This is a genomic window from Brucella pituitosa, assembly GCF_003049685.1.
Taxonomy (GTDB): domain Bacteria; phylum Pseudomonadota; class Alphaproteobacteria; order Rhizobiales; family Rhizobiaceae; genus Brucella; species Brucella pituitosa.
Genome location: NZ_PYSY02000001.1, coordinates 2,070,734 through 2,085,617, shown reverse-complemented (window position 1 = coordinate 2,085,617; position 14,884 = coordinate 2,070,734). Strand labels below are relative to the sequence as shown.

The following is a 14,884-nucleotide window of genomic DNA, read 5'->3' as shown; positions in this document are numbered from 1 at the left end:
ATTTGTGGGGCTTTCCCCGACCGAAATTTTCAAACCTTTCGGACTTGAGAACGCCAAAGGAATTGTGGCTGCCGTTTCAGGCGGGAGCGATTCACTGGCGCTTTTGTTCCTTTTGAAAGAGTATCTCACGACGCTGGATAGTCCGCCGTCTCTGACTGCAGTTACCATCGATCATCGTTTGCGCGACGAATCGGCCAACGAAGCCGAGGATGTGGGGCGTCTTTGCAATGTGCATGGCATTGCTCATCGTGTCCTGGCTTGGGATGACCCGAAGCCTAAAAGCGGTGTCGCTGCTGCTGCCCGTTCTGCACGCTACCGGCTTCTGGTGCAGGCCGCCCAAGAGGCGGGCGCAGATTTTATCGCCACCGGGCATACACGCGACGACCAGATCGAAACATTTCTGATGCGGAGGGAACGCAGTTCCCATTCGGAAGCACGTGGACTTGCGGCAATGGCTTCACGCTCGTGGCTGGAAAACTCTGTCGAGCTGATCAGACCACTGCTCGATGAGCCGCGAGCGGAGTTGCGTCAGGAGTTGATAAAGCGAAATGTCGTGTGGATTGATGATCCGAGTAACGTAAACACGAATTACGAACGCCCGCGTGTGCGGCTGACGTCTGCTGCTGAGGCTGATCCTGATTTGGTGCTCGCCCAGATCGCGCTCGCAAGCGCTGCTCGTAAACGCGATAATGCAGCTCTGATTGCAGTACTGGCTAATCCTGATTCTGTGACTATGAGCCCGCTTGGCACGATCACTGTCGGTGCCACTATCTATGCGGCCTTGCCGGAAAATGTGCGGCGGCTGTTTTCAGGTCTGCTTGCTTCCATTGCCGGTGGTCGGCGCTTTTTGCCCGGTGATGCTGAACGATCCCGCATTGAGAGAGTTTTATCCGGGCAGGAAAAAAGTGATCGGATGACGGTTTTCGGAGCGCTGGTTGAACTGGGCAAGAAGGGGCAACCACACCGCTTCAGGCGTGAGCGGCGCAACCTTCCTGTCATGCGTCTTGACCCCGGTCAGCGGATCATTTGGGATGGGCGTTATCGGTTCACCAATGAGGGCGCGCATTCATTTGATATCGGCGCTCCTGAACGGCAGGAGCTTATCGATTTTATAAAGAACACAGGGCGGGAGATTGATTCGAGCCAACGGGAAGCCTTGCTGGTACTCCCGGCCTTATATGAAAACGGCAAGCTCTCGCAGCTTCCTGCAATGAATGGGCAGAAACTGCCCATAGGAATCAGTGTCGAACGGCATTTCGCGATCTTCGATCATGTGTTGCCGGGTTACGATTTTGGGCTGGCAAATGCCGTTGAAAAGCAGTTTGGTCGTGAATGTCCTAATTTTTATAAACCAGAATGACAAGAATCGAAGACGAGGCGGCTCTCGCGCCTTGGCAAGGCCTTCCTTCGATCCTATGTTAAGTCGAAACATCGTCCCGTTCTCGCGGGATGGCCGTGGTATCGATTGGACCCGTTATGAATCCGAACTATCGCAACTTCGCCCTTTGGGCGATCATTGCTCTGCTCTTGATCGCGCTGTTCAACCTGTTCCAGAGTCCTGGCCAGCGCACCAATTCCCGTGAAGTTTCCTATTCCCAGTTTATCGACGACGTTTCCAACGGGCGCGTAAAGTCGGTAACAATTACTGGTGAGCGGATCAGCGGTACGTTTGCCGATAACGGCTCGACATTCCAGACCTATTCACCGGGTGATACCGGACTGGTTTCCCGTCTCGAGGAAAAGGGCGTGGCCATCACTGCCCGTCCTGAAAGCGACGGTTCCAGCTCGCTCTTGGGTATCCTTCTGTCCTGGCTGCCGATGATCCTTATTCTGGGTGTTTGGATTTTCTTCATGCGCCAGATGCAAGGCGGTTCGCGCGGTGCGATGGGCTTTGGCAAGTCCAAGGCCAAGCTTCTGACCGAAGCGCATGGCCGTGTGACCTTTCAGGACGTAGCAGGTGTTGAAGAAGCCAAGCAGGATCTGGAAGAAATCGTAGAATTCCTGCGTGATCCGCAGAAGTTCCAGCGTCTGGGCGGTAAGATTCCACGCGGCGTTCTGCTCGTTGGACCTCCCGGAACCGGTAAGACGCTTCTTGCGCGTTCCGTTGCTGGCGAAGCCAATGTGCCGTTCTTTACGATTTCTGGTTCTGACTTTGTTGAAATGTTTGTCGGTGTTGGTGCAAGCCGCGTCCGTGACATGTTCGAACAGGCCAAGAAGAATGCGCCTTGCATCATCTTCATCGACGAAATCGATGCGGTTGGTCGCCACCGTGGTGCCGGTCTTGGCGGCGGCAACGACGAACGCGAACAGACGCTGAACCAGCTTCTGGTCGAAATGGATGGTTTTGAAGCAAACGAATCAATCATTCTGATTGCTGCAACCAACCGTCCCGACGTTCTTGACCCAGCGCTTCTTCGTCCGGGCCGTTTCGACCGTCAGGTCGTGGTCCCGAACCCGGATATCGTTGGTCGCGAGCAGATCCTGAAAGTGCATGTGCGTAATGTTCCGCTTGCACCGAATGTTGATCTTAAGGTGATTGCACGCGGTACGCCGGGCTTCTCTGGTGCTGATCTTGCCAATCTCGTGAACGAATCTGCCTTGATGGCGGCACGTCGCAACAAGCGCCTTGTGACCATGCAGGAGTTCGAAGACGCCAAGGACAAGATCATGATGGGTGCGGAACGCCGCTCTGCCATGACGCCGGAAGAAAAGGCCAATACGGCTTACCACGAAGCAGGCCACGCTATTGTAGCGATGAACGTTCCGAGTTCTGATCCGGTCCATAAGGCAACCATCATTCCGCGCGGTCGTGCACTGGGTATGGTGATGCAGTTGCCGGAGGGTGATCGTTATTCGGCGACCTATACCTGGATGGTTTCGCGTCTGGCGATCATGATGGGTGGTCGTGTGGCCGAAGAGCTGAAGTTCGGCAAGGAAAACATCACCTCTGGTGCTTCCTCCGATATTCAACAGGCTACCAAGCTCGCTCGTTCGATGGTGACCCAGTGGGGTTATTCCGACAAGCTCGGTCGCGTGGCTTATGGCGACAATCAGGAAGAAGTTTTCCTTGGCCATTCGGTTTCGCGCACGCAGAATGTTTCGGAAGAAACCGCACAGATCATCGATGCCGAAGTGCGTCGCCTGATCGACGAAGCCTATGCTGATGCAACTCGTATCCTGACCGAAAAGCGTGAGGACTGGATTGCTCTTGCAGAAGGTCTGCTCGAATATGAAACGCTGAGCGGTGATGAAATCAAGGAACTGATTGCTGGCAACAAGCCATCGCGTGATCAGGGTAGTGATACACCGTCCCGCGGTTCGGGTGTGCCTAAGGCTGGCAGTGCGCGCAAGCGCAAGGGTGAGGAACCGGGCAATGAGCCGGGCATAGAGCCTAACCCGCAGCCGCAATAAGCATCTTTGCAAATTTTGAAAGCCGGGCAGTTTGCCCGGCTTTTCTCTTTTGTGGGTATAAAATCCATAACAAGGCTCGGTTAAGGATTTCGGCGCATCATGAGCACAATGTGGGGCATGAGGCTTTGATGCGATCTGGTTCCCCGAAAGGTGAAATTGCAATGTCGGGTGGTTTTGCGCTAATAACGCAGACAATCGATTACCGGACTAAAAGGTTCGGCTGCCATTGCTGTCTCACTGGTTTAACAGCGACTGATATTTGATTGCTTCGAGATGGCTCTATGGCGCAACGCAAGGCTAAAAATATGACACGCAAATATTTTGGAACAGACGGCATTCGCGGCAAGGCAAACAGCTTTCCGATGACGCCTGATATTGCCATGAAAGTTGGTATGGCAGTTGGGCACATCTTCCGTCGCAAGGGCCAGGCGTCGCGCGTTGTGATCGGCAAGGATACCCGTCGTTCCGGCTATATGCTGGAGAACGCTTTGGTGGCTGGTTTCACTGCCGCTGGCATGGACGTCTTTCTGCTCGGGCCAATTCCGACACCGGCTGTTGCCATGTTGTGCCGCTCATTGCGTGCCGATATCGGCGTGATGATTTCCGCCTCGCATAATCCGTTCTTTGACAATGGCATCAAGCTTTTTGGCCCCGATGGCTTCAAGCTTTCTGATGAGATCGAATTGCAGATCGAAAGCCTGATCGATAGCGATCTCTCAGCGCATCTCGCGACCCATGGTGAAGTGGGCAAGGCAAAGCGCGTTGATGGCGATATTTATCGCTATATCGAATTTGCGAAGCGCACGCTGCCGCGCAATATATCGCTCAATGGTCTGCGTGTGGTGGTCGATTGCGCCAATGGTGCGGGCTACAAGGTAGCGCCTTCGGCCCTCTGGGAACTTGGTGCAGAAGTCATCACCATCAATGATGAGCCGAACGGTATCAACATCAATGAGGATTGCGGTTCAACCCATCCCATCGGTTTGATGAAGAAGGTGCATGAAGTGCGGGCCGATGTCGGTATTGCGCTTGATGGCGATGCGGATCGCGTTCTGCTCGTTGATGAAAATGGAACTGTGATTGATGGCGACCAGCTTTTGGCAGTGATTGCCGAATCATGGGCTCGGTCTGACCGCCTGCAAGGCGGCGGTATCGTTGCGACCATCATGTCCAACCTTGGTCTCGAACGCTTCCTGCATGATCACAATATGACGCTTGCGCGTACCAAGGTCGGTGATCGTTATGTGGTCGAGCATATGCGTGAGCATGGCTTCAATGTGGGTGGCGAGCAGTCAGGACATATTGTTCTGTCGGATTTTGCCACGACCGGCGATGGGCTGGTTTCTGCCCTGCAGATTCTTGCGGTTGCGCAGGAGGAAAACAAGCCACTGAGCGAGCTGTGCCGCAAGTTTGAACCCGTGCCACAGCTTCTCAAGAATGTCCGCACCACTGGTGGTAAGCCGCTCGAGAACAAGAAGGTCAAGAGTGCGATTGACGAAGCTACTGAACGTCTTGGCGCTCAGGGGCGTCTGGTCATTCGTCCATCGGGAACCGAGCCGCTTATCCGCGTGATGGCGGAAGGGGATGATCGCATTCTCGTCGAAAAGGTCGTGAACGATATTATCAGTGTGATTTCTTCGGAAAGTGCAGCGGCCTGATTAAAGCATTTCCAGCAAAAAGTGCGAAGCGGTTTTGCGTAGGATAATGCGAAAAAACAAATAGTTACAGCGGCTTCAACGATTCAGTCTTAACTGGAACCGCTGTAAGCCGAAGGCATTTGAAACACAAAAAGCGCGGAATTTTCCGCGCTTTTTTGTTGCTGATATACCCTGCCGCATACTTTAGAAAAGCTTAATAAATGTAGTTAAAAAACAAGGTTAAGTTGTATTTAACTTTTCCTGAATAATCTGCCCCTGAATACTCGGTTCCGACGCGGTTGCGGCGTGACAAATCGATGGGGCAGATAAATGAACAGTCTTATTAGAAATTTGTGTGCTGGTTTGGCCGCATCGGCAGCCTTGATGGCTTCAGGTTCTCTTGGCTTGGCGGCGGACTATATTGAACCCGTACCGGAAGTGGTTGTCGCTCCCCCAGCCGTCGGAGGCTGGTATCTGCGTGGCGATGTGGGCTACTCAGCGGCGAAATTCCGTGGTGCCAGCTATACGCTGCCGGGCGGTGGTGGCTGCAATACCTGTGGTGAAGGCGATCCGCAGATCCATGGCGGCAAGCTGAAGGGCTCGTTCCTGCTTGGCGGTGGTGTTGGTTATCAGGTGACCGATTACTTCCGCACGGATTTGACGCTCGACTACATGACCCGTGCGAAGTTCACCAGCGACCGCGATGAAAGCCAGATGTCTGCACTGTCGCTTCTGGCCAATGCTTATGTTGATCTCGGCAATTTCGGTGGTGTGACGCCTTACGTCGGTGCCGGTATCGGTGGTACCCGCGTGAAGTGGGATGATCTTGTTGATACGACGAATGGTGGCGTACTGTCCGGTGACGCAAACTGGCGCTTCACCTATGCTCTCATGGCCGGTGCCTCGGTTGATCTGACCCAAAACCTTAAGCTCGATGCTGGTTATCGTTATCGCCACATCAATGGCGGCAAGATGTTTAATGGTGCTTACGGTGTTGGCGACGGCTATGACAAAGGCATGAATGTCCACGATGTACGCGTCGGCCTTCGTTATATGTTCGGCGGCTGATCGTAACTCATTGATTGAAACGAAGGCTCGGGTGACCGGGCCTTTTTCTTTTTGTTTCCAAAAATACTGTCCAAACTGCACATAAGTTATTTTTGTTACTATTTTTCGTTTTTAAAATTTCAGTTTGCGCATACAAGGCCGCAAGAAATTAGTGTTGCCTGAAAAATAAAAGTTAGACTGTGCGCAGTCTGAAGGGAGAGAAATGAAAGCCCTCGTAGCTTTGTCAGATTTCGTCGGACGCTCATTTGCCGTCTGGATTATCGTCTTTGCCGTACTTGGTTTCCTGCTGCCATCGACGTTCAGCGTGTTTGCGCCGTGGATCGTCGTGTTGCTCGGCATCATCATGTTTGGCATGGGCCTTACGATTTCGACCAAGGATTTCGCGGAAGTTGCCAAACGGCCGTTTGAAGTACTAATCGGTGTTTTTGCCCAGTTCCTGATTATGCCGCTTCTTGCTGTTTTGCTGACGCGCATTATCCCGATGTCACCGGAAGTCGCTGCGGGTGTCATTCTAGTTGGTTGTTGCCCGGGCGGCACCGCAAGCAATGTGATGACCTATCTCAGCAAAGGCGATGTTGCGCTCAGCGTTGCTTGCACCAGTGTGACGACCTTGCTCGCACCGCTTGTCACGCCGTTTCTGGTCTGGTTCTTTGCCAGCCAGTATCTTCCGGTCGATGCGATGAGCATGTTCGTCAGCATCCTCAAGGTTATTCTCGTGCCGCTCGCGCTTGGCTTCATTCTGCAAAAGCTGATGCCAGGTCTTGTGAAGGCAGCAGTTCCAATGCTGCCGCTGGTGTCGGTTATCGGTATCGTTCTGATTGTCGCTGCTGTTGTTGCGGTCAACAAGGTAGCCATCGCCCAGTCCGGTGCACTCATCTTCGCGGTCGTCGTTTTGCATAACGGCTTTGGTTTGCTGTTGGGTTATTTCGCGGCACGCGCCGCTGGTCTGTCGCTTGCCAAACGCAAGGCAATCAGCATTGAAGTTGGCATGCAGAACAGCGGTCTGGGCGCAGCACTTGCGAATGCGCATTTCTCGCCATTGGCGGCTGTTCCGAGTGCCGTTTTCAGTGTGTGGCATAATGTTTCCGGTGCGCTCATCGCAAGCTATTATGCACGTATGCATGAAAAGCCCTCCAGGAAGTAAATCTTGAGGCATTTAAACCCGCCGGGGCGACCTCGGCGGGTTCTGCAAAAATAACTTTCACGCCATATTGTGAAAATTTTGCTTTCCGGTATTTTCGTCAGCGGGCCACGCCTCCCCAACGAGGCGCGTGCTATCTGTGAGGATAGGAAACAAAATGACGACGATTGCGAAGCCGGCAGTTCGCCCGGCTAACCCTAATTTTTCATCTGGTCCCTGTGCAAAACGCCCCGGTTGGTCGCTTCAAGCGCTCGCCGATGCGCCGCTTGGCCGTTCGCACCGTGCGAAAATCGGCAAGAACAAGCTGAAAGAAGCCATCGACCTTACCCGCGAAATTCTCGGCGTTCCGGCTGATTACCGCATTGGCATCGTGCCTGCATCCGATACGGGTGCGGTGGAAATGGCCTTGTGGTCGCTGCTTGGTGAGCGCGGCGTTGATATGGTTGCGTGGGAAAGCTTCGGCTCCGGCTGGGTCACAGACGTGATTAAGCAGCTTAAGCTCGAAGACACCCGCACCTTTGTTGCGCCTTATGGTGAGCTGGTCGATTTTGCCGAAGTTGATTTTGACCGCGACGTTGTTTTCACATGGAATGGTACGACTTCTGGCGTTCGCGTACCGAATGCGGATTTCATTCCGGCAAATCGCAAGGGTCTGACCATTTGCGATGCGACGTCGGCTGCTTTTGCACAACGCCTTGATTTCGCAAAGCTCGATGTTGTTACCTTCTCCTGGCAGAAAGTGCTGGGCGGTGAGGGCGCGCATGGCATTCTCATTCTCTCCCCACGTGCTGTTGCGCGTCTGGAAAGCTATAAGCCAGCATGGCCGCTGCCAAAGATTTTCCGCCTGACTTCTGGCGGCAAGCTGATCGAAGGCATTTTTGTTGGCGAAACCATCAACACCCCTTCGATGCTCTGCGTTGAAGATTATCTTGATGCACTGAGCTGGGCGCGTTCCGTCGGCGGTCTCGAGGGTCTTGTCGGGCGTGCGGATGCAAACTTCGCCGTACTCAATGCCTTCATTGAGAAGACGCCGTGGATTGCCAATCTGGCGCAAAAGCCAGAAACGCGCTCCAACACGTCTGTTTGCCTGACCATCGTTGATCCGGAAGTGACTGCACTTTCGGCGGATCAGCAGGCAGCTTTCGCCAAGGGCATTGTTTCAGCACTCGAAAAAGAAGGCGTTGCCTTCGATATCGGTGCGTATCGCGACGCTCCTTCGGGATTGCGTATCTGGGCGGGTGCGACGGTAGAGGCTTCTGATCTTGAAGCTCTGACGGCTTGGCTCGACTGGGCCTTTGTCGCACAGAAGGCCGCGCTGAAAGCCGCCGCCTAATTCGGGGAAATGCATGAATTCGTGGTCGCGTTGGGGCGATCACGGTCAGCATTCCATTTGTCGCGATGCATGGTCCAAACACAAAGCCGCTACATAGATTTTGCAGGGCATTGCTGGACATGCTCGATTAAAGATTACTTGAAGGAGGCCCTTATGGCACCTCGCGTACTCGTATCCGATAAATTGTCGCCTACCGCCGTTCAGATTTTCAAAGACCGCGGCGTTGAAGTTGATTACCTGCCAGATCTTGGCAAGGACAAGGAAAAGCTGCTTGAAATCATCGGCCAGTATGATGGCCTTGCTATCCGCTCCGCCACCAAGGCAACGGAAAAGCTGATTGCAGCAGCAACGAAGCTCAAGGTTATTGGTCGCGCCGGTATTGGTGTGGACAATGTTGATATTCCCGCAGCATCGCGCCGCGGTATCATTGTGATGAACACTCCTTTCGGTAATTCCATCACCACGGCGGAACACGCAATTGCACTGATGTTTGCAGTTGCGCGTCAGCTCCCCGAGGCTGACGTTTCCACACGCGCTGGCAAGTGGGAAAAGAACCGTTTCATGGGTGTTGAAATCACCGGCAAAACGCTCGGTGTTGTCGGTTGCGGCAATATCGGTGCGGTGGTTGCAGCGCGTGGTATCGGCCTCAGGATGCATGTTGTTGCGTTTGATCCGTTTCTATCGGAAGCGCGGGCGCAGGAACTAGGCGTTGAAAAGCTTGAGCTGGATGAGCTTCTGGCGCGTGCTGATTTCATCACGCTGCATACACCACTAACCGACAAGACACGTGGCATCATCAATGCAGACGCACTTGCAAAGACCAAGCCAGGCGTTCGGATTATCAATTGCGCGCGCGGTGGTCTGATCGTTGAAAAAGATCTGGTGGAAGCTTTGAAATCGGGTCACGTGGCAGGTGCTGGTATCGATGTTTTCGAAGCCGAGCCTGCAACAGAGAACGAATTATTCAATCTGCCCAATGTGGTCTGCACACCGCATCTTGGTGCCTCGACTTCCGAGGCACAGGAAAATGTGGCGATCCAGGTGGCCGAACAGATGTCGGATTATCTCGTCAAGGGCGCGGTATCCAATGCCATCAACATGCCGTCGATCACAGCGGAAGAAGCGCCGCGTCTCAAGCCGTTCGTCAAGCTCGCAGAGGTTCTGGGTGCCTTTGTCGGTCAGGTGACGGACGAGCCTATTCAGGAAGTGGAAGTGCTTTTTGATGGTGCGACTGCGGCCATGAACACGCGCGCTCTGGTCAGTGCGGCTCTTGCCGGTCTGATCCGCCCGCAGGTAGCTGATGTGAACATGGTTTCTGCACCAATCATGGTGAAGGAACGTGGGATCATCGTTTCCGAGATCAAACGCGACAAGTCCGGTATCTTTGACGGCTATATCAAGCTGACTGTCAAGACCACTGAACGTGAGCGTTCGATTGCCGGAACCTGCTTCTCTGACGGCAAGGCACGCTTCATTCAGATCAAGGGAATCAACCTTGATGCCGAAGTCGGTCCACACATGCTTTATGTCACCAATGTCGACATTCCAGGCATGATCGGCCTGCTCGGAACGATCTGCGGTAAGCACAATGTAAACATCGCGAACTTCTCTCTCGGACGTAACCATCCCGGTGGCGATGCCATTGCGATGCTCTATGTCGATGACAGGATTCCACAGGCAGTACTTGACGAACTCATTGCTCAAGAGGCAATCAAGGCGGCAAGACCTTTGGAATTCAACATCGAGGAAGCTTGAGCAACATGACGGACGGGATTGAACAGGCAGAATGGCGACGCATGCAAGCGCCGGATATGGCGGGTGTAACGGCTGTGGCCAATGTCGTTCATCCCGACTTCTTCGAGGATGAGGCGGTCTTCCGGGACCGCTTCAGCATTTATCCGGCTGGTTGTTTTGTACTGGTGCACGGCAACGAAATTCTTGGTTATGGCATCAGCCATCCATGGAAACTTGATTCGGTTCCCGCCCTTAATTCGGTGTTGGGTGAACTGCCCAATGACATCAGTACTTATTACATTCACGATATTGCACTTCTGCCTGAAGTCCGTTCAGGCGGGCAGGCATCACGTGTTGTCGAACTGATGGCAGCGCAGGCTGAGCGTGACGGCTTTGTCACCATGGCACTCGTCGCCGTTAATGGCTCGCAGGGGTTCTGGGAAAAGAAGGGTTTTGTTATCCGCGACGTGCCTGCACTCGAAGAAAAGCTCAAAGGCTATTCGGATGAGGCGCTTTATATGGTCCGCGCCGGTTAGATCGTAGATATTCCGGATCAGGCGGTCTGCAAATGGCGTTCTTCTGCGCTTCCGGTGCTCATGTACCCAAAAGTACACTCCGCTCCGGTTCTCGAAGAACACCATTTTCACCTCGCCATATCCGAAATCTCAGACGATCTGACGCTATCTTTCCACGTCTTGGTGAAAATATTCGTATTTTTTGCATGTAAAGAGTCGCGTAAGCGGGATTCAGTCTGTATAGAGACGAGGGATCAGCACCTCGCGTCAAACTGTCGGGGCTGCTTGCGATCCTTGGGTTATATTTACGGCTGAGATGCCGGACCGAGGAGTTTTCTCAATGGCTAATGTGGTTGTCGTCGGGTCGCAATGGGGCGACGAGGGCAAGGGAAAGATCGTGGACTGGTTGTCCGAGCGCGCCGATGTGATCGTGCGCTATCAGGGCGGTCATAACGCGGGTCATACGCTTGTCATCGATGGCGTCAGCTACAAGCTTTCGCTTCTGCCATCCGGCCTTGTGCGCGGCAAGCTGAGCGTGATTGGCAATGGTGTTGTGGTTGATCCGCATCATTTCGTCATGGAAGTCGAAAAGCTGCGCGGTCAGGGCATCGAAATCACGCCTGAAGTTCTGCGCATCGCAGAAAATGCACCGCTGATTCTCTCCATTCATCGCGAACTTGACGCTATGCGCGAAGGTTCCAATTCAGGCCTCAAGATCGGCACCACCAAGCGTGGTATCGGCCCTGCTTATGAAGACAAGGTTGGCCGTCGCGCAATCCGCGTCATTGACTTGACTGAGCCGGAAACGCTTGAGCCAAAGGTTGAGCGTCTGCTCACTCATCACAACCTGCTGCGTCGTGGCATGGGCCTTGAAGAAATCTCGGTTAAGACCATTCTTGAAGAGCTGACTTCGGTTGCCGACAAGATCCTGCCTTACATCGATCAGGTCTGGCGCGTTCTCGACGAACGCCGTAAGGCTGGCGCCCGCATTCTTTTCGAAGGTGCGCAGGGCGCACTGCTCGATAACGACCACGGCACTTATCCGTTTGTGACTTCGTCCAACACAGTTGCCGGTCAGGCAGCTGCCGGTTCGGGTCTTGGCCCAACAGCAATTGGTTATGTTCTCGGCATTACCAAGGCTTACACCACCCGCGTTGGCGAGGGTCCATTCCCGACAGAACTTAATGACGAAATCGGCGAGTTTCTTGGCACCAAGGGCCATGAATTTGGCGTGGTAACGGGTCGTAAGCGTCGTTGCGGCTGGTTTGATGCGGTGATCGTTCGCCAGACGGTTCGCACGTCCGGCATCACGGGTATTGCGCTGACCAAGCTCGACGTTCTCGACGGTCTTGAAGAAATCAAGATTTGCGTTGCTTATGAACTCGACGGCAAGCGTATTGATTATCTGCCGTCTTCGATGGGCGCGCAGGCTCGCGTTAAGCCAATTTATGAAACGCTGCCAGGCTGGTCGGAAACGACTGCCGGTGCACGTTCGTGGAACGATCTTCCGGCGCAGGCTGTCAAATATGTCCGCCACATCGAAGAGCTGATCGGTGCTCCGGTTGCCATGCTCTCGACCAGCCCGGAGCGTGAAGACACAATCCTCGTAACCGATCCGTTTCATGATTGATTGATCTTAAGTTCTCATACAGAGAAAATGCCCGGTTTGCTGTTATGGCTGACCGGGTATTTTTTTAAGGTTTTTTCGCGATCATTTTGAAAGGGCTTACTTAATCGTTGCTCTGGGCTTTGCTTTCCATTGATTATTGTGATTATTGAGACATTTATTGCATCTCGTACTCGCGGAAACTGGGTAAGACGGCATGGCAGATTTTGTAGCGGTTCTGAAAAAGACAATCGATGCGCAGGCAGACAAATCGCCTGAACTGCGCCAGCGTGTCTATGCAAAGGCGCGCGCGACGATTGAGCAGAAGCTTGTGACGGCAAATGCCTCGCAAGTTGTGGCTGTTCGTCAACGCAAGATTCTCGAAGACGCTATTGACGAAGTCGAGGCGTTTTACGCTCCGCCAGCATCGACGCCTGTGGTTGAAGAACCGCAGACCGATCCGCTGGAAGATTTTCTGCACGAATCAACGCGTTCGACACGAATGTCATCCTATGATGATGAGGGCCCGGTTCCGACTGAGCGCCGCTATTCCGACAGCGATGTCGATGGTGACGATGATACTGCGCCGGTCCATTCCCGTAACAATGATGACTGGGCAGTTGAGCGTGATCGGGATGGTTCGGACGACACGGCATATGCCCGCCGCGGGGAATATGCAGATCGTGATGTACGGAAAGAAAAGCGTTCCTATGCTGGATTGATTATTGGTCTTGTTGCTCTTCTGGCCGTTGGTGCCGGAGGTTATGTCGTATGGACCAACAAGGACAAGTTGCAGGAACTTGCTTCAAGTCTTGGTCGCAGCGATGCGCCTGCAAGCGGAGATACCGGAACTGTGCAGCAACAGCCTGCAGAGCAGACCCCGCCCGCTGGGCAGACCGCAGGTAACGAACAGCCGTCAGGTGAACAGACGCCGCCGACATCACCTGAAGAACAGAAGATGACGCAGCGCCTCATGCCGGACGGCAGTGAGACGGATGAAGGCCCATCAGGTGGTCAGGCTGGTGTTGGCGAAGGCAAATCGACTGCCGCTTCAACGTCAGCGCCTGAGCAAACCAATACGCAGAATCAGCCGCAATCTCAGCAGGCTGTCGCTGTTGGCCAGCAGGCGCTTCTCTATGAAGAACGCGGCGGTACGGAAACCGGTTCGGTCGAGCGTGGCAACGTTGTCTGGTCTGAGATCGAGGAAAGCCCGAGTGAGGGCGAACCAGCAGCGCCTGCCATTCGCGCAAGCGTCTCGATGCCTGACAGCAAGGTTGAGCTGAAGATGACGATCCGCAAAAATACGGATCAGTCGATTCCTGCCAGCCATCTGATTGAAATGGTCTTCACTGTGCCGGAAAATTTCGTTGGCGGTGTCGTCGACAATGTTCAGCGCATTACGTTCAAGGATACTGAACAGGCAGCGGGCAACCCGCTGATTGCTGTACCGTCCAAGATCGCGGATAATTTCTTCATTATCTGGCTCAATGACGCAAAGACCGCACAGGATACGAATCTTTCGCTGATGCGTCGTCTGCAGTGGATTGATATTCCGGTTTCCTACCGCAATGGTCGCCGTGCTTTGATCAGCCTCGAAAAGGGTGTTCCGGGCGAGAAAGTCTTTAACGACGTTCTGGGTGCCAGCTAAGAATCGGAACAACGAATCAAAAAAGGCCGCTTTAAGCGGCCTTTTTCTTTGAGAGCGGCTGATTATTTCTTTTCAGAGAATGCCTTGATCGCCTTGGCGACTTCGTTCGCTGCAGTTTCAGCCGTGTCAAAGCCACCGAGTTCTACGACCTTACGGCCTTCTGGAAGCTGCTTGTAGACGCGGAAGAAGGCTTCAAGGCGCTGCTGTTCGATCTTTGGCAGATCTGAGAGTTCCTTGATGTTGTCGTAGGTCGGATCGATTTTCGAGGTCGGTACAGCCACGATCTTGTCGTCGGTTTCGCCACCGTCGATCATCTTGAGCACACCGATTGGGCGGACCTTGATGATAGCGCCCGGAACGATGGGCTCACGCGTGTAGACGAGGGCATCGAGCGGATCACCGTCGCCAGCGAGCGTGCTGGTGATCGAACCGTAATTGGCCGGATAGATGACAGGCATCGACTGGTAGCGATCGACAACGATGTGACCGGTCTTGTCGTCAATTTCGTACTTGGTGAAGCTGCCCTGAGGAATTTCAATAGCAGTGAAGAACTCTTTCCCATCCTGTTCTTTCTGAGGATAGTCGAGATAAGAGACATATTCAGATGCAGATACCGCAGTCGCAGCGGTGAGAGCGAGAGCTGCAGCGAGCAGGAGCTTTTTCATGGGATGACCTTCAGGCTTGGGTGAAATACACCTGTTGCCTAAAGCCATTGCATCACAGTTATTTGGCGTTTTTTTATCGGTTTCGTGACAGTCGCCAGAGATCGGCGAGTAAAGAGCGCGCATTTC

The 14,884-nt window shown here is 53.6% G+C and carries 11 protein-coding genes; 10 read left to right on the top strand and 1 reads right to left on the bottom strand.

All coding sequences use genetic code 11. From position 1 onward, the window contains the following. The first annotated feature begins 4 nt into the window (after positions 1 to 4). The 10 genes from tilS (at position 5) to C9380_RS10245 (ending at position 14,093) form a co-directional block, all read left to right on the top strand. Positions 5 to 1,360, top strand: a complete 1,356-nt coding sequence (gene tilS / locus C9380_RS10290) for a tRNA lysidine(34) synthetase TilS (RefSeq protein ID WP_128093489.1) — start codon at positions 5 to 7, stop codon at positions 1,358 to 1,360. A gap of 116 nt (positions 1,361 to 1,476) precedes the next feature. Beyond that, positions 1,477 to 3,411: an ATP-dependent zinc metalloprotease FtsH gene (ftsH, locus tag C9380_RS10285; protein WP_024895707.1), complete on the top strand. Its 1,935-nt coding sequence runs from the start codon at positions 1,477 to 1,479 to the stop codon at positions 3,409 to 3,411. A 305-nt stretch (positions 3,412 to 3,716) separates the two neighbouring features. Beyond that, on the top strand, positions 3,717 to 5,069 hold the full coding sequence (gene glmM, locus C9380_RS10280; protein WP_181151659.1) for a phosphoglucosamine mutase: 1,353 nt from the start codon (positions 3,717 to 3,719) through the stop codon (positions 5,067 to 5,069). A 309-nt stretch (positions 5,070 to 5,378) separates the two neighbouring features. Further along, positions 5,379 to 6,116 (top strand): outer membrane protein, encoded by a 738-nt coding sequence (locus C9380_RS10275; RefSeq protein ID WP_024895705.1) that lies wholly within the window; start codon positions 5,379 to 5,381, stop codon positions 6,114 to 6,116. 202 nt (positions 6,117 to 6,318) lie between these two features. Further along, positions 6,319 to 7,260, top strand: a complete 942-nt coding sequence (locus tag C9380_RS10270) for a bile acid:sodium symporter family protein (RefSeq protein WP_100558604.1) — start codon at positions 6,319 to 6,321, stop codon at positions 7,258 to 7,260. A gap of 154 nt (positions 7,261 to 7,414) precedes the next feature. Further along, positions 7,415 to 8,590 (top strand): phosphoserine transaminase, encoded by a 1,176-nt coding sequence (locus C9380_RS10265; protein ID WP_100558605.1) that lies wholly within the window; start codon positions 7,415 to 7,417, stop codon positions 8,588 to 8,590. A gap of 153 nt (positions 8,591 to 8,743) precedes the next feature. Continuing rightward, positions 8,744 to 10,345 (top strand): phosphoglycerate dehydrogenase, encoded by a 1,602-nt coding sequence (gene serA, locus C9380_RS10260; RefSeq protein ID WP_024895702.1) that lies wholly within the window; start codon positions 8,744 to 8,746, stop codon positions 10,343 to 10,345. 5 nt (positions 10,346 to 10,350) lie between these two features. Next, positions 10,351 to 10,860, top strand: a complete 510-nt coding sequence (locus C9380_RS10255; RefSeq protein ID WP_128093488.1) for a GNAT family N-acetyltransferase — start codon at positions 10,351 to 10,353, stop codon at positions 10,858 to 10,860. A gap of 319 nt (positions 10,861 to 11,179) precedes the next feature. Further along, positions 11,180 to 12,469 (top strand): adenylosuccinate synthase, encoded by a 1,290-nt coding sequence (locus C9380_RS10250; protein WP_128093487.1) that lies wholly within the window; start codon positions 11,180 to 11,182, stop codon positions 12,467 to 12,469. A 193-nt stretch (positions 12,470 to 12,662) separates the two neighbouring features. Continuing rightward, positions 12,663 to 14,093 carry a transcriptional regulator gene (locus C9380_RS10245; RefSeq protein WP_128093486.1) on the top strand — a complete coding sequence of 477 codons (1,431 nt, stop codon included), beginning with the start codon at positions 12,663 to 12,665 and terminating at the stop codon, positions 14,091 to 14,093. Between the two features lie 62 nt (positions 14,094 to 14,155). On the opposite strand, the gene C9380_RS10240 is transcribed toward C9380_RS10245, so the two are convergent. Continuing rightward, positions 14,156 to 14,758: an inorganic diphosphatase gene (locus C9380_RS10240; RefSeq protein ID WP_024895698.1), complete on the bottom strand. Its 603-nt coding sequence runs from the start codon at positions 14,756 to 14,758 to the stop codon at positions 14,156 to 14,158. Between the last annotated feature and the right edge of the window lie 126 nt (positions 14,759 to 14,884).

What these genes read in the sequence shown, in the direction of transcription:
- ftsH (WP_024895707.1), top strand. Translation starts at nt 1,477, where the DNA reads ATGAATCCGAACTATCGCAACTTCGCCCTTTGGGCGATCATTGCTCTG.
- glmM (WP_181151659.1), top strand. Translation starts at nt 3,717, where the DNA reads ATGACACGCAAATATTTTGGAACAGACGGCATTCGCGGCAAGGCAAAC.
- C9380_RS10275 (WP_024895705.1), top strand. Translation starts at nt 5,379, where the DNA reads ATGAACAGTCTTATTAGAAATTTGTGTGCTGGTTTGGCCGCATCGGCA.
- C9380_RS10270 (WP_100558604.1), top strand. Translation starts at nt 6,319, where the DNA reads ATGAAAGCCCTCGTAGCTTTGTCAGATTTCGTCGGACGCTCATTTGCC.
- C9380_RS10265 (WP_100558605.1), top strand. Translation starts at nt 7,415, where the DNA reads ATGACGACGATTGCGAAGCCGGCAGTTCGCCCGGCTAACCCTAATTTT.
- serA (WP_024895702.1), top strand. Translation starts at nt 8,744, where the DNA reads ATGGCACCTCGCGTACTCGTATCCGATAAATTGTCGCCTACCGCCGTT.
- C9380_RS10255 (WP_128093488.1), top strand. Translation starts at nt 10,351, where the DNA reads ATGACGGACGGGATTGAACAGGCAGAATGGCGACGCATGCAAGCGCCG.
- C9380_RS10250 (WP_128093487.1), top strand. Translation starts at nt 11,180, where the DNA reads ATGGCTAATGTGGTTGTCGTCGGGTCGCAATGGGGCGACGAGGGCAAG.
- C9380_RS10245 (WP_128093486.1), top strand. Translation starts at nt 12,663, where the DNA reads ATGGCAGATTTTGTAGCGGTTCTGAAAAAGACAATCGATGCGCAGGCA.
- C9380_RS10240 (WP_024895698.1), bottom strand. Translation starts at nt 14,758, where the DNA reads ATGAAAAAGCTCCTGCTCGCTGCAGCTCTCGCTCTCACCGCTGCGACT.